This is a genomic window from Pseudomonas sp. GR 6-02 (assembly GCF_001655615.1).
Taxonomy (GTDB): domain Bacteria; phylum Pseudomonadota; class Gammaproteobacteria; order Pseudomonadales; family Pseudomonadaceae; genus Aquipseudomonas.
Genome location: NZ_CP011567.1, coordinates 1,370,423 through 1,388,537, shown reverse-complemented (window position 1 = coordinate 1,388,537; position 18,115 = coordinate 1,370,423). Strand labels below are relative to the sequence as shown.

At 60.6% G+C, this 18,115-nt stretch carries 15 protein-coding genes and 1 pseudogene; 9 read left to right on the top strand and 7 right to left on the bottom strand.

Going from position 1 to position 18,115, the window contains the following annotated elements; translation table 11 throughout:
- Positions 1–14: 14 nt before the first annotated feature.
- From PGR6_RS05950 to PGR6_RS05940, 3 genes are read left to right on the top strand one after another with little or no spacing between them, the layout of a single operon-like run.
- Positions 15–932, top strand: a complete 918-nt coding sequence (locus tag PGR6_RS05950; RefSeq protein WP_064616351.1) for a putative 2-dehydropantoate 2-reductase — start codon at positions 15–17, stop codon at positions 930–932.
- Positions 933–977: 45 nt separating this feature from the next.
- On the top strand, positions 978–3,014 hold the full coding sequence (locus PGR6_RS05945) for a sensor histidine kinase (protein ID WP_064621203.1): 2,037 nt from the start codon (positions 978–980) through the stop codon (positions 3,012–3,014).
- A gap of 2 nt (positions 3,015–3,016) precedes the next feature.
- Positions 3,017–3,598, top strand: a complete 582-nt coding sequence (locus PGR6_RS05940; protein ID WP_018926513.1) for a cob(I)yrinic acid a,c-diamide adenosyltransferase — start codon at positions 3,017–3,019, stop codon at positions 3,596–3,598.
- Between the two features lie 50 nt (positions 3,599–3,648).
- Here PGR6_RS05940 and PGR6_RS05935 read toward each other — a convergent pair whose 3' ends face one another.
- The 4 genes from PGR6_RS05935 to secA all read right to left on the bottom strand — a co-directional run bounded on the left by PGR6_RS05935 (position 3,649) and on the right by secA (position 9,441).
- Positions 3,649–4,593, bottom strand: a complete 945-nt coding sequence (locus PGR6_RS05935; protein WP_064616349.1) for a Nudix family hydrolase — start codon at positions 4,591–4,593, stop codon at positions 3,649–3,651.
- Complete coding sequence (locus PGR6_RS05930) at positions 4,590–5,222, bottom strand: glutathione S-transferase family protein (RefSeq protein WP_064616347.1); 633 nt, start codon at positions 5,220–5,222, stop codon at positions 4,590–4,592. The genes PGR6_RS05935 and PGR6_RS05930 overlap by 4 nt, the downstream gene beginning before the upstream one ends.
- Positions 5,223–5,368: 146 nt before the next feature.
- Positions 5,369–6,586, bottom strand: a complete 1,218-nt coding sequence (argJ, locus tag PGR6_RS05925) for a bifunctional glutamate N-acetyltransferase/amino-acid acetyltransferase ArgJ (protein ID WP_019581492.1) — start codon at positions 6,584–6,586, stop codon at positions 5,369–5,371.
- A 119-nt stretch (positions 6,587–6,705) separates the two neighbouring features.
- Complete coding sequence (gene secA / locus PGR6_RS05920) at positions 6,706–9,441, bottom strand: preprotein translocase subunit SecA (RefSeq protein ID WP_018926517.1); 2,736 nt, start codon at positions 9,439–9,441, stop codon at positions 6,706–6,708.
- A 307-nt stretch (positions 9,442–9,748) separates the two neighbouring features.
- Between secA and PGR6_RS05915 the strand changes: the two genes are divergently transcribed.
- Positions 9,749–10,204, top strand: a complete 456-nt coding sequence (locus PGR6_RS05915) for a DUF721 domain-containing protein (protein WP_018926518.1) — start codon at positions 9,749–9,751, stop codon at positions 10,202–10,204.
- Positions 10,205–10,263: 59 nt separating this feature from the next.
- Here PGR6_RS05915 and PGR6_RS05910 read toward each other — a convergent pair whose 3' ends face one another.
- Positions 10,264–11,751 carry a helicase HerA-like domain-containing protein gene (locus PGR6_RS05910; protein WP_064621202.1) on the bottom strand — a complete coding sequence of 496 codons (1,488 nt, stop codon included), beginning with the start codon at positions 11,749–11,751 and terminating at the stop codon, positions 10,264–10,266.
- A gap of 182 nt (positions 11,752–11,933) precedes the next feature.
- Here PGR6_RS05910 and PGR6_RS30690 point away from each other — a divergent pair.
- The 5 genes and pseudogenes from PGR6_RS30690 to PGR6_RS05890 all read left to right on the top strand — a co-directional run.
- A pseudogene (locus PGR6_RS30690) lies at positions 11,934–12,965 on the top strand (HAMP domain-containing protein); the annotation flags it as partial.
- Positions 12,966–13,058: 93 nt separating this feature from the next.
- A complete protein-coding gene (locus PGR6_RS30685; protein WP_425439644.1) occupies positions 13,059–13,823 on the top strand; it encodes a methyl-accepting chemotaxis protein in 765 nt (254 codons plus the stop codon).
- A gap of 244 nt (positions 13,824–14,067) precedes the next feature.
- Positions 14,068–15,189, top strand: a complete 1,122-nt coding sequence (locus PGR6_RS05900) for a glycosyltransferase family 4 protein (RefSeq protein WP_018926521.1) — start codon at positions 14,068–14,070, stop codon at positions 15,187–15,189.
- Complete coding sequence (locus PGR6_RS05895) at positions 15,182–15,958, top strand: DUF2334 domain-containing protein (RefSeq protein WP_064616346.1); 777 nt, start codon at positions 15,182–15,184, stop codon at positions 15,956–15,958. Before PGR6_RS05900 ends, PGR6_RS05895 begins: the two co-directional genes overlap by 8 nt.
- Positions 15,955–16,950, top strand: a complete 996-nt coding sequence (locus PGR6_RS05890; protein ID WP_064616345.1) for a lysylphosphatidylglycerol synthase transmembrane domain-containing protein — start codon at positions 15,955–15,957, stop codon at positions 16,948–16,950. The genes PGR6_RS05895 and PGR6_RS05890 overlap by 4 nt, the downstream gene beginning before the upstream one ends.
- Before the next feature lie 19 nt (positions 16,951–16,969).
- Here the strand turns inward: PGR6_RS05890 and PGR6_RS30120 are convergent, their stop codons facing one another.
- Both PGR6_RS30120 and purU read right to left on the bottom strand, forming a co-directional pair.
- Positions 16,970–17,146: a hypothetical protein gene (locus PGR6_RS30120; RefSeq protein ID WP_173861182.1), complete on the bottom strand. Its 177-nt coding sequence runs from the start codon at positions 17,144–17,146 to the stop codon at positions 16,970–16,972.
- 81 nt (positions 17,147–17,227) lie between these two features.
- Positions 17,228–18,076, bottom strand: coding sequence for a formyltetrahydrofolate deformylase (gene purU / locus PGR6_RS05885; RefSeq protein WP_018926525.1), 849 nt, complete (start codon positions 18,074–18,076; stop codon positions 17,228–17,230).
- Between the last annotated feature and the right edge of the window lie 39 nt (positions 18,077–18,115).

Sequence of the window (18,115 nt, the reverse complement as noted above, 5' to 3'; positions counted from 1 at the left end):
CGAGTAAAAAGCTGATGTCTACCCCTTGGCATGTTCTGGGCGCCGGCAGCCTCGGCACGTTGTGGGCCACCCGTCTGGCACGGGCTTCAGTACCGGTCAGGCTGATCGTACGGGACGCGGCGCGCCTGCAGGCCTATCAGGCGGCGGGCGGGCTGACGCTGGTCGAGCACGGCGAAGCGCAGCTGTACCCGGTGCCCGGCGAAACAGCCGACAGCGACGGACCGATCAGCCGTCTGCTGGTGGCCTGTAAAGCCTATGACGCCGTAACAGCCGTGGCCCAACTCTCCCACCGACTGACACCGGACGCCGAACTGATCCTGTTGCAAAACGGCCTTGGCAGCCAGGACGCCGTCGCCGCGCAAGTCCCGCATGCCCGCTGCATCTTCGCTTCCAGTACCGAAGGCGCGTTTCGCGATGGCGACTGGCGTGTGGTGTTTGCCGGTCATGGTTACACCTGGCTGGGAGATGCCGGCCATCCAGTGGCACCGTTCTGGCTGGAGGACTTGAGCGACGCCGGCATTCCCCATGAGTGGAGCACCGACATTCTCACAAGGCTGTGGCGCAAGCTGGCGCTCAATTGTGCGATCAACCCGTTGACCGTCCTGCACGAATGCCGCAACGGCGGTTTGCAGCAACATCAGTGCGAAGTGGCCACCCTGTGCGCCGAACTCACCGAACTGCTGGAGCGCTGCGGCCAGCCGGCGGCAGCCGAAAACCTCCGGGAGGAAGTCGAACGGGTGATCAAGGCTACCGCGACCAATTTCTCCTCGATGTACCAGGATGTCGCCAATCAGCGCCGCACCGAAATCAGCTACCTCTTGGGCCATGCCTGCAAAGTTGCGTCGCGGCATCAGTTGAACCTGCCCCACCTCAATCAATTGCAGCAGCGCTTGATCGATCATCTGCACAGCCTTGGATTGCCCAGCGACTGAGCAGCGGCTACGCTGGCCACTTGTTCCTTTTCAGCGATGAACCTGATGCCATTGCGCCAGCGCCTTGAAAACCTTCCGGTCGGCCAGAAACTGCTGGCCGCCCTGCTGGTGCTGTTGACCACCGTTTTGCTGGTCGCCAACCTGACCTTTATCAGTGCCGCGTATTACATCTCCCAGGAAAGCATGGCCCCCCAGGCCCTGCAGACCATCGGCCGACTGGTGTCCAACCCGAGCCTGGTGTCCGACGCCCTGAAGTCGCCGCAAAACGCCGAACGCCTGCTCAACGAACTCAACAGTTATTCACCACTGCGTGCGGCAGCCCTTTACGACGGCACGGGTACGCGTCTGGCGCAGCTGCAACACGGCGACATGCTGAGCCTGCCAGAGCACTACCAGCACCTCGAAGCCTGGCAAGCCACGGAGTTTCGCAGCAATCAAGTGATCACCCTGCCCCGCCCCGGCACCGCTCCCGGGCATTTGCTGCTGGTGGCCAGCAGCGAATTGCCGATGGCGTTCTACACCGGGACCCTGACCGCCAGCCTGGGGATTCTGATCTTCAGCGTGCTGTTGTGGCTGGTGATCGCCCGGCAGATCAAACGCCTGATTACCCGCCCCATCCATCAGCTCGAAGAGCTGTCCCGGCAAGTCACCCGGGAAGAGAACTACGCCCTGCGCGCCTCTCGCGGCAACCACGACGAAATCGGCAGCCTCGCCGAAGCGTTCAACACCATGCTCTCGCGCATCGAGGCCCGGGAGCAGCAGCTCAAACGCGCCCGCGACGATTCCCAGGCGGCTTACGACCAGGCCCAGGGGCTGGCCGAAGAAACCCGTCACACCAACCGCAAGCTGGAACTGGAAGTTCAGGTGCGGAGCAAGATCGAGAAAAAACTTACCGGTTTCCAGAACTACCTCAACAGCATCATCGACTCCATGCCATCGGCACTGATCGCCCTCGACGAGCAGCTTTACGTGACCCAGTGGAATCAGGAGGCCAGCGCACTGTCCGGCACGCGCCTGGACGAAGCCTTGAACCAGCCGATCTTTCTCGCCTTCAAACCCCTCAAGCCGTTCCTGCCGCAGCTCAAGCAAACCGTCGAGCAGCATACGGTGGCCAAGATCGAACGCGTTACCTGGCCCAAGGACGACGAACCCCGGCATTACGCCCTGACGTTCTACCCGTTGATGGGCGGTGCCGGACGTGGCGTGGTCATCCGGATCGACGACATCACCCAGCGTCTGTCCCTGGAAGAGATGATGGTGCAGTCGGAAAAAATGCTCTCGGTCGGCGGCCTCGCCGCCGGTATGGCCCATGAGATCAACAACCCGCTGGGCGCGATCCTGCACAACGTGCAGAACATTCGTCGACGTCTGTCCCCCGACCTGCCGAAGAACCTCGAACAGGCCGAGCAAATGGGCATCGAACTGGAAACGGTCAATAAGTACCTGAAAGCGCGTGAAGTACCGCAGCTGCTCGACGGCATTCAGCAGGCTGGCGCCCGGGCGGCGAAGATCGTGACCCACATGCTCAGCTTCAGCCGCCGCAGCACTCGGCAAATGGCACCATGCGACCTGCCGGCACTGATCGATCAAGCGGTGGAAATCGCCGGCAACGACTTCGACCTGGCCATTGGCTTCGACTTCAAGGGCCAGGCGATCATTCGCCAGTTCGATCCGGCGCTGGGCCCGGTACCCGGCACCGCCAACGAACTGGAACAGGTGCTGCTCAACCTGCTGAAAAACGCTGCGCAAGCCATTCACCAGCGTACAGACGACCGCGAACCGGGGCGGATCATTCTGCGCACAAAACTGAATCCGCCGTGGGCGGAAATCCAGGTCGAGGACAACGGCATCGGCATGAGCGAAAGCGTGCGCAAACGCACGTTCGAGCCGTTCTTCACCACCAAGGAAATCGGTCAGGGCACCGGCCTTGGGCTCTCGGTTTCGTATTTCATCATCACCAACAACCACAAGGGCCAGATGGAAGTGCAATCGACGCCGGGCCAAGGCACTTGCTTCACCTTGCGCCTGCCTTTGTCGGGCACTGCGGTGAACTCTCAAGAACTCAATCAGCTGTCGAGGTAACCATGGGCTTTCGTTTGTCGAAGATTTACACCCGCACCGGTGACAAAGGCGAAACCGGGCTTGGTGACGGCCGCCGGGTGCCCAAGGACCATCCGCGAATCGAGGCCATTGGCGAGGTCGATACGCTGAACAGCCAGGTGGGCGTGCTGTTGGCCGGGTTGGCGGCGCAAAGTGGCGAGTTTCCCGGGCTTGGCGAAGTGATCGAGGTATTGGCGCCCTGCCAGCATCGGTTGTTCGACCTCGGTGGCGAACTGGCGATGCCGGTGTATCAGGCACTGAACACGGCAGAAATCGAACGGCTGGAAGCGGCCATTGATGTGTGGAATGAAGAGCTGGGGCCGCTGGAGAATTTCATTCTGCCCGGCGGTTCGGCGCTGATTGCCCAGGCCCACGTGTGCCGCAGCCTGGCGCGTAGTGCCGAACGCCGGTGTCAGCAATTGAATACGATCGAACCGTTGGCCGGGGTGGGCCTGGCGTATATCAATCGGTTGTCGGATTTGTTGTTTGTGGCGGCACGGTTGATTGCCAAGCGCCAGGGGATTGCCGAGATTTTATGGCAGCCTGCGGCGAAACCTTCAAACTGATCGACTGATCATTCCCACGCGGAGCGTGGGAATGATCACAGCACTGCAAATCAAGCCTCAGGCCAGAACGCCCGAATCCCCGCCACACCTTGCGCGCCCGCTTCCCAGGCTTTCTGCCGCTCTACCGGGCCAACACCACCCAACAAGAACACCGGTTTGCTGAAGCCTTCGATCAAAGTCGACGCCAGCTCCCAACCCAGCGGCTGAGCATCCGGGTGCGTCTGGGTCGGCTGCACCGGCGACAGGGTCACAAAGTCCACGCCCATCTGCTCGGCCAGCGCCAGCTCTTCAGCGTTGTGGCAGGACGCCGCCAACCAGCGCGACGCCGGTAGCGGTCGGCCGGCCGTCGCGTACTTGCGCAACTGCGCGGCAGTGATGTGCCAGCCGGCGGACGGAAAGTCCCCCAGCCATTCAAACGGCCCCTTGATCATCAACTGCGCCTTGCCGGCACACAGCCCCGCCGCGTCCACCGCCAGATCGCGGTATTGCGGGTCATAGCCATTGGGCGCACGCAACTGAATCAGCTTGATGCCGCCCGCGATGGCTTTCTGAATACCGCGCAGCAAGGCCGGGGTTTCCAGACCGTCCGGGGTGATCAGGTACTCGCCAGGCAAGCGTGCTGCCGAGACGATCGGCTGGTTGGCGGCTGGAAACTCGTAGTCCAGCAGTTCCCGCGCAGTCACCCAGGCCAAAGGCTGACCTTCGGCACCATGGGGTTCGCCGGTAAACGCCGAGACTTCCCAGACATCCAGCAACACCTGCTTGTCCGGGTAGTCGTGGTGAACCTTGATCAACGGTCGCGCGGTATTGACCACAATGCCCAACTCTTCGTGAAGCTCGCGGGCCAGGGCAGTTTCGACGGATTCGTTATCCTCGACCTTGCCACCGGGGAACTCCCACAAGCCGCCCTGATGCTGGGTGTCGGCACGCCGGGCGATGAGGATCTTGCCGTTGCTATCGCGGATAACCGCCGCGGCCACGTGTACTCGTTTCACTGCCCGACCTCCTCCAGACCTGCCTTCTGCCAGGCCTTGAAAGCTGGCCATTGGTAAATGGTTTCGACATAGGCTGCATCGACCTCGGGCAGCTTCACTTGATAGGTGCGCAGGCGGACGGCGATCGGTGCGAAAAACGCATCGGCCAGGGTCGCGCCACCGAACAGGAACGGGCCGGCTTCAGTCGCGGCCGCACGACATTCAGCCCACAACGCCAGCATGCGCTCGATCTCGGCCTGAACGTCAGGCGGAGTCGGCACCAACGGCGCATTGTGGCTCAGGTCGAACGGCATGTTGCCGCGCATGGCGAAGAAACCGCTGTGCATCTGCGCGCAAGCCGAACGCGCTTGGGCTCGGGCGGCGGTGTCTTTGGGCCAGAGGCCGGCATCGGGGAATTGCTCGGCCAGGTACTCGGCAATCGCCAGCGAATCGGCGATGGTGCCGTGTTCGCTTTTCAGCAGCGGGACTTTCCCGGTCGGCGAATGCTTGAGCACGCGTGCGCGGGTGTCCGGCTGGTTCAGCTTGATCAGTTCTTCGGTGTAGGACGCGCCGGTCAGGTCGAGGGCCAGCGCGGCGCGCAGGGACCAGGAAGAATACAGTTTGTCGCCGATGATCAGGTGGAGGCTCATGTTCGGGCGCCTTTTGGTAAGAGTACAAGCCAGAATCTTTAGCGTCTGGTGGTCCGTCTTCGCGGGCAAGTCGGATCGCCGCACAGCTCGCTCCTACAGGTGGTGTGACCTGTAGGAACGAGGTTTGCCCGCGAAAGCGATCTGTCTTACGTGCGGTACTCGGCGTTGATCTTCACGTATTCGTGGGACAGGTCGGTGGTCCAGATGGTTTCGCTGCAATCGCCGCGACCCAGCTCGATGCGGATGGTGATTTCTTCCTGCTGCATCACCGCCGCGCCCTGGGCTTCGGTGTAGGTGGCAGAACGCGCGCCACGGCTGGCGATGCACACCTCGCCAAGGAATACGTCGATCTTGCTCACGTCCAGGTTCGGTACACCGGCACGGCCTACAGCGGCCAGGATGCGGCCCCAGTTCGGGTCGGAGGCGAACAGCGCAGTCTTGATCAGCGGCGAGTGGGCCACGGTGTAACCGACGTCCAGGCATTCCTGGTGATTGCCGCCGCCGTTGACTTCAACGGTGACGAACTTGGTCGCGCCTTCGCCGTCACGCACGATGGCCTGGGCCACGTCCATGCACACTTCGAATACCGCTTGTTTCAACTTGGCGAACAGCTCGCCTTCGGCACGGGTGATTTCCGGCAGTGCGGCCTTGCCGGTGGCGATCAGCATGCAGCAGTCGTTAGTCGAGGTGTCGCCGTCGATGGTGATGCGGTTGAACGACTTGTTGGCGCCGTCCAGCAGCAAGTTTTGCAGCACCTCGCGGGAGACTTTGGCGTCGGTGGCGATGTAACCGAGCATGGTCGCCATGTTCGGGCGAATCATGCCCGCGCCTTTGCTGATGCCGGTGACAGTGATGGTCACGCCGTCATGCTGGAACTGACGGCTGGCGCCCTTGGGTAGAGTGTCGGTGGTCATGATGCCGGTGGCGGCAGCTTCCCAGTTGTTTTCCGACAAATCATCGAGGGCAGCTTGCAACGCGCCTTCGATTTTCTCGACCGGCAGCGGTTCGCCGATCACGCCGGTGGAATACGGCAGCACCAGGCTGGCATCAACGCCAGTCAGCTCGGCCAGCTTGGCGCAGGTGCGCTCGGCGGCGGCCAGGCCTGGTTCGCCGGTGCCGGCGTTGGCATTGCCGGTGTTGGTCAGCAGGTAACGTACCGGACCTTGCACGCGTTGCTTGGCCAGGATCACGGGAGCGGCGCAAAAAGCGTTCAGGGTGAACACGCCCGCCACGGTGGAACCTTCGGCACAGCGCATGACCACGACATCCTTGCGCCCCGGGCGCTTGATACCGGCCGAGGCGATACCGAGTTCAAAACCGGCAACCGGGTGCAACGTTGGCAAAGGACCAAGACCAACAGCCATGAATGCGCTCCTTAAAAAATGTTGGCACCGTCAGTGCGATGGACGGTGGTTTAAATGGCAAAACGCCGCGACGGCAGAAGCCGGTCGCGGCGCGGGTATTTCAGCGTTTGAAACGGGGTTTACTGGATCTGCCCGTGGCAATGCTTGTACTTCTTGCCCGAGCCGCAGTAGCACAGCTCGTTACGGCCCAGCTTCTGCTCGTTGCGAACCGGTGCGGTGGCGAGAGCTACATCGATCTCTTCACCCAACACTTCCGGTTGCTCCAGGCCAGGCGCTTCGTCGTGCTGGAACTGCATGCGCGCAGCCAGCGCCTCGGCTTCCTGACGCAGACGTTGCTCTTCGGCTTCCGGATCTTCGCGGCGCACCTGAACGTGCGACAGCACACGAATCGAGTCGCGCTTGATCGAATCCAGCAGCTCGGAGAACAAGGTGAAGGACTCGCGCTTGTACTCTTGCTTCGGGTTCTTCTGCGCATAACCACGCAAGTGAATGCCGTGACGCAGGTGATCCATGGTCGACAGGTGGTCTTTCCACAGGTCGTCGAGCACGCGCAGTACGATTTGCTTCTCGAAGGAGCGCAGTGCTTCGGCACCGGCCTGGTCTTCTTTCTCGTTGTACGCGGCGATCAGTTCGTTGAGCAGCTTCTCACGCAGGGTTTCTTCGTACAGGTGGTCGTCTTCGTCGAGCCATTGCTGGATCGGCAGCGCCACACCGAAGTCGCTCTGCAACGCCGCTTCCAGACCGGACACGTCCCACTGCTCAGGCAGCGATTGTGGCGGAATGTGTGCGCTGACGGTTGCGTTGAGCACGTCCTGACGGAAATCGGCAATGGTTTCGCCAATGTTGTCGGCGGCCAACAAACTGTTACGCATGTGATAGATCACTTTACGTTGTTCGTTGTTGACGTCGTCGAACTCAAGCAGCTGCTTACGGATGTCGAAGTTGCGGCCTTCAACCTTGCGCTGAGCCTTCTCGATGGCGTTGGTCACCATGCGGTGCTCGATCGCTTCACCGGACTGCATGCCCAGCGCCTTCATGAAGTTCTTCACCCGGTCAGAGGCGAAGATGCGCATCAGGCTGTCTTCCAGCGACAGGTAGAAACGGCTGGAACCGGCGTCGCCCTGACGACCGGCACGACCGCGCAACTGGTTGTCGATACGACGCGATTCGTGACGCTCGGAAGCGATCACCTGCAAGCCGCCCGACTCCAGCACTTGCTGGTGACGTTTCTGCCAGTCGGCCTTGATCTGGGCAATCTGCTCAGGGGTCGGGTCTTCCAGCGAAGCCACTTCCACTTCCCAGTTACCGCCCAACAGGATGTCGGTACCACGACCGGCCATGTTGGTGGCGATGGTCAGTGCACCCGGACGACCGGCCTGAGCGATGATTTCGGCTTCTTTTTCGTGGAACTTGGCGTTCAGAACCTTGTGTTCGATGCCTTCCTTCTGAAGCAGGCCGGACATGTGCTCGGACGTTTCGATGGTGGCGGTACCCACCAGCACTGGACGGCCCTGAGCCATGCACTCCTTGATGTCGCCGATGATCGCCGCGTATTTCTCTTCGGCGGTCAGGAACACCAGGTCGTTGTAGTCTTTACGCGCCAACGGCTTGTTCGGCGGGATGACCATGACCTGCAGGCCATAGATCTGATGGAATTCGAACGCTTCGGTGTCCGCGGTACCGGTCATGCCGGACAGCTTGTTGTACAGACGGAAGTAGTTCTGGAACGTGGTCGACGCCAGGGTCTGGCTCTCGGCCTGGATGTTCAGGTTTTCCTTGGCTTCGATGGCCTGGTGCAGACCTTCGGACAAACGGCGACCCGGCATGGTACGGCCGGTGTGTTCGTCGACCAGCACCACCTGACCGTCCTGCACGATGTACTCGACATTGCGATGGAACAGTTTGTGCGCACGCAGGCCGGCATAGACGTGAGTCAGCAAGCCCAGGTTATGCGCCGAATACAGGCTCTCGCCTTCAGCCAGCAGGCCGACGCGGGTGAGCATTTCTTCGATGAACTGGTGACCGGCTTCGTTGAGTTCGACCTGACGGGTCTTCTCGTCGATGGTGTAATGGCCGGCCTTGGTGACTTCCCCTTCGACTTCCTCGATGTGCAATTCAAGCTGCGGGATCAGTTTGTTGATCTCGATGTACAGCTTGGAGCTGTCCTCGGCCTGACCGGAGATGATCAGCGGGGTACGGGCTTCGTCGATGAGGATGGAGTCGACTTCGTCGATCACGGCAAAATTGAGTTCGCGCTGGAATTTTTCTTCCATGCTGAACGCCATGTTGTCGCGCAAGTAGTCGAAACCGAATTCGTTGTTGGTGCCGTAGGTGATGTCGGCGGCGTAAGCGGCGCGCTTCTCTTCCGGCGGCTGGAATGGCGTGACCACGCCGACCGTCATGCCAAGGAATTCGTAGAGCGGACGCATCCAGTTGGCGTCACGACGGGCCAGGTAGTCGTTCACCGTCACAACGTGCACGCCCTTGCCGGACAGCGCGTTGAGGTAAACGCCCAGTGTTGCCACCAGGGTCTTGCCTTCACCGGTACGCATTTCCGCGATCATGCCTTCATGCAAGGTCATGCCGCCGATCAGCTGGACATCGAAGTGGCGCATACCCATGACGCGCTTACCGGCTTCGCGGGCGACCGCAAAGGCTTCTGGCAGCAGCTTGTCGAGGGTTTCCCCTTTGGCGAGGCGGGCCTTGAACTCGTTGGTCTTGGCACGCAATTGATCGTCCGAAAGGGCCACCATTTGCTCTTCGAAGGCATTGACGAGCTGCACCGTCTTGAGCATGCGTTTGACTTCACGCTCGTTCTTGCTTCCAAAAAGTTTCTTTAACAAAGGCGCAAACATATCGGCAGGATCTTCCACACTAAAGGGATGGAGGGCGGCCCCGTGAGTCGCCCGTGCAGCCCTCATGGCCGCATGCGAACGAGCATTCTACCCGGAAACGATGGTGAGGAAAGTGGCGTTGTTCCACGATGCATGCACTGCGCTGTGACGGGGCTCACTTAAAATAAGGGCTTTTTACTGAACTTCAACCCATTGAGGGTACAAGTTACTCGTTGATTTAATGGGTAAAGCGCTCGTAAAGCAATGGGTCGGGACCAGCGGGTGCTTTCTGTTACCATGGCCGTTCTGTTACTTCAGGTGTTCGATCATGGCATTTCGCCCTCTCACGGCCAGAGCACCCGCCGTTCTGCTTCGCGAAGCCAAACCGCTGAAAGCCATCTTTGGCCACGCTCAACGCCTGGGTCATTTGCAACGTCTGGTGGAAAGCCAGCTGCAACCGGCCGCCCGCGAGCATTGCCATGTGGCGTCGTGGCGCGAAGGCAGTTTATTGCTGATTGTCACCGACGGTCACTGGGCCACCCGCCTGCGTTATCAACAAAAGCGTCTGCAACGCCAGTTACAGCTGTTCGACGAGTTCGCCAGCCTGACGCGGATCCTGTTCAAGGTGCAGCCACCGACCGTTCAGCAAGGAGCGGCTGGGCATACCATGGATTTGTCGACGGATGCCGCGGCGACCATTCAAGCGACGGCTGACGGGATTACCGACCCGAATCTAAGGGCGGCGCTGGAGCGCCTTGCGGCGCACGCAAAACCTAAATCCTGACTCAAATTTAATGTGGGAGCGCCACACCGCCGCTCCCACATTTTGACTGCGTACACTCGCTAGCGGCGCTTACTGCCCCCAAGCAATGACCCCATCAACCCGCGTACCAGTTGTCGGCCCAATTGATTGGCCGCCTGTCGCATCGCCGATTTAAGCGCCTGTCCTGCGGCCGTACCGAGGAATTCCCCGGCCTGTTCGGTGAAACTCGGCTCTTCGGGGGCAGGTTTGCCCGGCGCGGTTTCAGGCTCCGGCGCCAACCCCTTGCGCCCCATCAGCACTTCATAGGCCGATTCGCGATCAACCGGTTTGTCATATCGCCCTTTAAACGGCGAACCGGCAATCAGCACCGTGCGCTCAGTCTCGGTCAGCGGCCCGATCCGCGATTGCGGCGGTGCGACCAGTACACGCTGGACCATCTCCGGCGTGCCCTTGTCCTGCAAGGTGCCGACCAATGCCTCGCCGATGCCCAGCTCAGTCAACACCGACAAGGCGTCAAATGCCGGGTTCGGCCGGAAGCCCTCGGCCACTGCCCGCAGGGATTTCTGCTCTTTGGCGGTGAACGCGCGCAAGCCATGCTGAACACGCAGGCCCAACTGAGCCAGCACATCATCCGGCAAGTCCCCCGGCGATTGGGTGACGAAATACACGCCCACGCCTTTCGAACGGATCAGCCGCACCACTTGCTCCAGACGATCCTGCAACGCCTTGGGCGTACCGGCGAACAACAAGTGCGCCTCGTCGAAAAACAGCGCCAGCAGCGGTTTATCGGCATCGCCGCGTTCCGGCAGTTGCTCGAACAATTCAGCCAGCAACCACAGCAGGAACGTCGCGTAGACCTTCGGCGCTTCGTGCACCAGACGGCTGGCGTCGAGCAAATGGATGCGCCCGCGACCGTCCATCGCCGGTTGCAAAATATCTTCCAGTTGCAGTGCCGGTTCACCGAACAACGCTTCGGCGCCCTGCTGTTCCAGCGTCGCCAAACGGCGCAACAGTGCCTGGCTGGAACCGGTGGTCATCAGTGCCGCGTCATCGCCCAGCAATTCGGGGTTATCGCGCAGATGATTGAGCAGCGCCTTCAAATCCTTCAAATCCAGCAGCAACAGCCCTTCGCGGTCGGCCACCTTGAACGCGGCATAAAGTGCCGACTGCTGACTGTCGGTCAGCTCCAGCAGGCTGCCGAGCAGCAACGGCCCCATTTCGCTCAAGGTGGTGCGCAATGGATGACCGGACTGACCGTGAATATCCCACAGGGTTACCGGATACGCCTGAGGCTTATGGTTCAGCCAGGGCATGCCGGCGATCCGCTCCGCGACCTTGCCTTGAGGGTTACCGGCGGCGCCCAGGCCGCACAAGTCGCCTTTGATATCCGCCGCGAACACCGCCACGCCTGCATCGCTGAACGCTTCGGCCAGGCGCTGCAACGTAACGGTTTTACCGGTCCCGGTAGCGCCCGCTACCAAACCGTGACGGTTCGCCAGGCGCATGGCCTGGGCGATTGGCTGGCCAGCGAGGTCAGCGCCGATAACGAGTTGCGATGAGTCAGGCATTTTGTCACCCATGGTTAATCTTTGATCCTGCATGGCCGATAACAACCGAGAGACCAGACTGAAAATAGCGTCGGTAATTCCCTAAGGAGAGACGGAACTATCAGCTTACTTTCAACACTGCCCAATTTGCGTGCCTTTATAAAAGCACGCCCTGGACATTAAGACCTAGCGGACCCCAAGCCATGAATAAAAACCTGCGCTTCAGCCATAAAATACTGCTTGCCGCCGCCCTGATCGTTATCGCCGCATTCGCTTCGTTCACACTGTACAACGACTATTTGCAGCGCAATGCGATACGCCGCGACCTGGACAACTACCTGCAAGAAATGGGTAACGTCACCGCCAAGAATATTCAGACCTGGCTGGCGGGTCGTAGCCTGTTGATCGAAAACCTGTCACAGACCGTTGCCCTGAACGCCGAGACCGACAACGTCGCCAAACTGCTGGAACAGAAGGCTGTCACATCGACCTTCATGGGTGCCTACCTGGGCAACAAGGATGGCACCTTCATTATCCGTCCGGACAGCAAGATGCCCGACGGCTATGACCCTCGCGTCCGCCCTTGGTACAAGAGCGCGCAAAGCACCAGCGGGTCAGCCTTGACCGAACCTTACATCGACCTGGCGTCTGGCCAGTTGGTGATTTCCATCGTCGACAGCGTTCTCAAGGACGGTCAGAACATCGGTGTGGTCGGTGGCGACCTGAGCCTGCAAGCGATCACCGACAGCCTCAACGCGCTGGACTTCGACGGCATGGGCTATGCGTTCCTGGTCAGCGCCGACGGCAAGATCCTGGTCCACCCGGACAAAACGCTGGCGATGAAAAACCTCAAGGACGTCTACCCACAAGACACGCCCGTCATCGGTAATAAGCCGAGCGAGATCGAAGTCGACGGCAAAACCCGCATCGTGACCTTCACCCCGATCAAGGGACTGTCCTCGGTCAACTGGTACATCGGCCTGTCGGTGGACAAGGACAAAGCCTTCTCCATGCTCAGCGAATTCCGCACCTCGGCGATCATCGCGACCCTGATTGCAGTGGCCATCATCATTGGCTTGCTGGGCATGCTGATCCGCCTGCTGATCCAGCCGCTGCACGTGATGACCCGCGCCATGGAAGACATCGCCGACGGTGAAGGCGACCTGACCAAACGCCTGACCATCCAGAATCAGGACGAATTCGGCGTCCTTGGCACGGCGTTCAATCGTTTCGTGGAGCGAATTCATACATCGATCCGCGAAGTGTCCTCGGCCACCGGCCAGGTCAACGAAGTGGCCTTGCGGGTGGTGGCGGCCTCGAACTCGTCGATGTTCAACTCCGACCAGCAAGCTTCGCGCACCAGCAGCGTCGCCGCGGCCATCAACCAGCTCGGCGCCGCGGCTCAGGAAATCGCCCGTAACGCCGCCCAGGCATCGAATCAGGCCAGTGATGCCCGCAGCCTGGCCGAAGACGGCCAGCAAGTGGTGGATCGCAGCATTGCCGCGATGAATCAGCTGTCGAGCATGCTCAGCGCTTCGAGCACCAACATCGAATCGCTGAACAGCAAAACCGTGAACATCGGGCAGATTCTCGAAGTGATCACCAGCATTTCCCAGCAAACCAACCTGCTGGCGCTCAACGCCGCCATCGAAGCAGCGCGGGCCGGTGAAGCCGGGCGCGGTTTTGCCGTGGTGGCCGACGAGGTACGCAACCTGGCGCACCGCACACAGGAGTCGGCGCAACAGGTGCAGACCATGATCGAGGAGCTGCAAGTCGGCGCCCGTGAATCCGTCAGCACCATGAGCGACAGCCAGCGCCACAGCCAGGACAGCGTGGAAATCGCCAACCTGGCGGGCGAGCGCCTGAACAGCGTGACGTTGCGCATCGGCGAAATCGACGGCATGAACCAGTCGGTGGCCACGGCGACCGAGGAACAGACGGCGGTGGTGGAGTCGATCAACGTGGACATCACCGAGATCAACACGCTGAACCAGGAAGGCGTGGAAAACCTGCAATCGACCCTGCGGGCGTGCTCGGACCTTGAGCAACAGGCTTCTCGATTGAAGCAATTGGTAGGCAGTTTCCGTATCTAGCGTCTGATCACAGACGCTGTGGCGAGGGAGCTTGCTCCCGCTGGGTCGCAAAGCGACCCAAAAATCGGGATTGAAGGTGTGTCAGATTGAACACACCAGCTGATTCTACGACTGCTTCGCAGCCGAGCGGGAGCACGCTCCCTCGCCACACAACAGTCCAAAGCCCTCGGCATCGCCGCAAAACCCAACCGAACATCTATCCTTCATATAGGTCAACCAAAGGGAGCACATCGAACCCGGAGGGATGTTCATCGTGCATATCGCTGACATAACCATGTTCTACGCCCCTGCCAGCGGTGGCGTGCGCACGTATCTGGATGCCAAGCACCGTCGTTTGGGCATCAAACCCGGCATTTGCCATAGCCTGCTGATCCCAGGGGCGCATTTGAGTGAACAGGATGGTGTCTATACGGTTCCGGCCCCCGCCCTGCCCTTCGGCAAGGGTTATCGCTTCCCCCTCCGTCTCGGGCCGTGGCGCAATGTTCTGCGAGATTTACAACCCGATCTGATTGAAGTCGGCGACCCTTACCTGACCGCCTGGGCCGCTTTGGACGCCAAGCGCCAACTCGATGTGCCGGTAATCGGTTTTTATCACTCCGACCTGCCGATGCTGGTCAGCAATCGCATGGGCAACTGGGTTACACCCAATGTCGAGGCTTATGTCAGCAAGCTCTACGGCAACTTCGACCGGGTTCTGGCGCCAAGCCAGGTCATGGCCGACAAACTGATCGGGTTGGGGGTGAAGAACGTTTTCGTACAGCCCTTGGGCGTCGACCTGCAAACGTTCAACCCCAGCGTTCGGGATCCAGGCCTGCGGGCCGAATTGGGCATCGATGAAAACACTCACCTGCTGATCTTCGCCGGCCGCGGCTCCAAGGAAAAAAACCTGCCGGTGCTGCTCAACTGCATGAAACGCCTGGGGCGTCGCTACCACTTGCTGCTGGTGGGCTCGTCGATGCCGACCCTGGTGCCGCGCAATGTCACCGTCCTCGATGAATTCTGCCCGGCAGCGCAAGTCGCACGCCTGATGGCCAGCGCCGACGCGCTGGTGCATGCCGGCGACCAGGAAACCTTTGGCCTGGTGGTTCTCGAAGCCATGGCCAGTGGCATTCCCGTGGTGGCCGTGGCGGCCGGGGCTTTCCAGGAGATTGTCACCGATCAATGCGGCTTGCTCTGCGCGCCGAACAATCCAGTGGCGATGGCCAACACCGTTCGCGAACTGTTCAGCCAAGGCAGCGCCGCGTTGGGCAAACAGGCCCGACGGCATGTCGAGCAACATTACGCCTGGGACACCGTGGTCCACAGCCTGCTGGGGCACTATCACGCCGTACTCGGCACGCAATGGCCGCTGATCGCCAATGGCTGAGCCCATGAACACACCCAGTCTGTTGTTGGTGCTACACGACGTTGCACCGCAGACCTGGCCCGATTACCAGGCCTTCGTCGAAGCCGTCGACGCACTGGGTACAGTGCCGATGACCTGGCTGGTGGTGCCGAATTTCCACAAACATGACGACCTTGACGCACATCCGGAGTTTCGACGTTTGCTGAGCCGTCGCGTCGCTCGCGGCGACGAACTGGTACTGCACGGTTACTACCATTGCGATGAAGGGCCGATTCCCACCACTCCCCGAGACTGGTTCATGCGCAGGATCTATACCCATGAAGGCGAGTTCTATGACCTGCCTCTAGACGCCGCCCTCGCCCGCCTGCGCGCCGGAATCGAGGTATTCCATCGCTACAACTGGCCGCTCGAAGGCTTTGTCGCCCCCGCCTGGCTGATGAGCGAAGGCACCCGTCAGGCGTTGCGTCAGTTACCGCTGCGCTACACCAGCGATTCGCAGCACCTGTATCGTCTGCCGGATTTCACTGCGATCGACGCCCCAGGCCTGGTCTGGAGCGCACGCAGCGCCTGGCGCCGTGGCCTGTCGAAAATCGTCAGCGATCAGCGCGAACAGCGCTGGCGCCAGGCGCCGGTGATTCGTCTCGGCCTGCACCCGGTGGACATGCGACATGAGTTCTCGCGTCAATATTGGCTGCAAACGCTCAAGCGCTTGCTCGACGAGGGCCGTGTGCCGATGACCAAGGCCGGTTGGTTGAAACTGCAACGCGACCCCATCGGTCGCGCAGCATGAGCCGGGGAATTCTGCTGGTCATCGCGCTGCTCGCTGCGGTGCTCATCCCGTCGTTGCTGGGCGGCGGCGAGACATGGTCGCGGTTGCAACGCTTCCCGCTGGAATGGCTGCTGATCATGTTCGGCATGATCCTGTTGTGCTGGGTGCTCAACACCCTGCGCTTGCGCCTGTTGCTGGGCGATCAGCGTGACAAGGTGAGCCGACTCAAAAGCCTCGGGGTGGTGATGTCCGCCGAGTTCGCCTACTGCGCCACCCCCGGCGGCAGTGGTGGACCGCTGACCATCATGGCCCTGTTGGCGCGCCACGGCGTGCGGCCGGCCAGGGGCAGCGCCGTGTTCGCCATGGACCAGTTGAGCGACTTGCTGTTTTTTCTCTGCGCGCTGAGCGCGATTCTGATTTATGCACTGTTCCAGCACCTCAGTCAGCGCCTGGAATGGATGCTGACGGTCAGCGCCATCTCGTTGTTCGGCGGGCTGTTCAGCTGTGTATTGATGGCTCGCTGCCACCGTTCGCTGATTCGCCTGAGTGGTCGGTTGCTCGCCCGTTTCAATGTCAAGGAAGCGACCCGGCTTCGTTGGGCGCGAAAGCTCCTGCACTTCCTGGCGGCGTTCACCGACACACTGAAGTTACCCTTTCAAACATTGATCACGGTGTTTGCCCTGACCTGCCTGCATTGGGTCTTGCGGTATAGCGTGCTGTATCTGGCGTTACGCGGGCTGGGCGTGGACTTGCAATGGGCCTGGTGCTTTCTGATCCAGATGCTGTCATTGAGTGCGGGGCAGTTCAGTCTGTTGCCGGGCGGTGCCGGGGCGGCGGAACTGACATCGGCGGCGCTGCTGGCGCCGATGGTGGGGAAATCCACCGCGGCGGCAGCGATTCTGATCTGGCGGACGGTGACTTATTACTTCTATCTGGTGGTCGGTGGCCCGGTGTTTCTGCTGATGCTCGGGCGGCCATTGCTGAAGAAGTTGATGAAGTTCAAGCAAGCTTAAAGATCGCCACAGGGGCTTTTCAGGCACCACCGGCTGTATCTTCAGAATCGTCCTGCAACTGCTCCCACAACTCGGCGGCGCCGGGAAACTCCGTGCCGTCTTCGGGGCTCAGGTCGTCCGGATCGTAGCGGCTCAAACAGCCCTCGCCCAATGTGGCGGGCGCCTTGGAAACGGCTTTATCCAGCGGATCGGCCATGGTCATGTCCTCGGTGCAGAAACGGCGAAGGGCCTGAAGCGATTGAACGCCCAGGCCCTTCGGATTTCAACCGTATGGTTGTCAGAACACGACGGTCTTGTTGCCGTGCACCAACACCCGGTCTTCCAGGTGATAACGCAGACCACGGGCCAGCACCATTTTCTCGACGTCACGACCGAAGCGCACCATGTCTTCAATACTGTCGCTGTGGCTGACACGCACCACGTCCTGCTCGATGATCGGACCGGCGTCCAGCTCTTCGGTGACATAGTGGCAAGTGGCACCGATCAACTTCACACCGCGCATCGAAGCCTGATGATACGGCTTGGCGCCGACGAACGACGGCAGGAAGCTGTGGTGAATGTTGATGACTTTGTGGGCATATTCGCTGCACAAGTCAGGCGGCAGAATCTGCATGTAACGGGCAAGTACCACCACTTCGGCGTCGTGCTGTTTGACCAGGCGCGAGACTTCGGCGAAGGCCGGTTCCTTGTCCTGCGGGTTGACCGGTACATGGTAGTAAGGAATACCGTGCCACTCGACCATGCTGCGCAAATCGTCATGGTTGGAAATCACGCAGGCGATTTCGCAGTCCAGTTCGTCGCTGTGCCAGCGGTGCAACAAGTCAGCCAGGCAATGGGACTCACGGCTGGCCATCAACACCACGCGCTTCTTCTGCTCGGTGTCGGTGATGCGCCAGTCCATCGAGAACTCTTGGGCAATCGGTGCAAACGCTTCGCGAAAGGCTTCGATACCGAAAGGCAGCGAATCGGCACGAATTTCGTGACGCATGAAGAACCAGCCACTCTGATTGTCCGAGTGATGGCTCGCTTCAGTGATCCAGCCGTTATGTGACGCCAGAAAGTTACTGACTTTAGCAACGATACCGACGCGGTCCGGGCAAGCAATCACCAGCCGAAAAGTGCGCATGAGGGGGAAACTCCAGAACTTCGCAAAGGCCGCCATTCT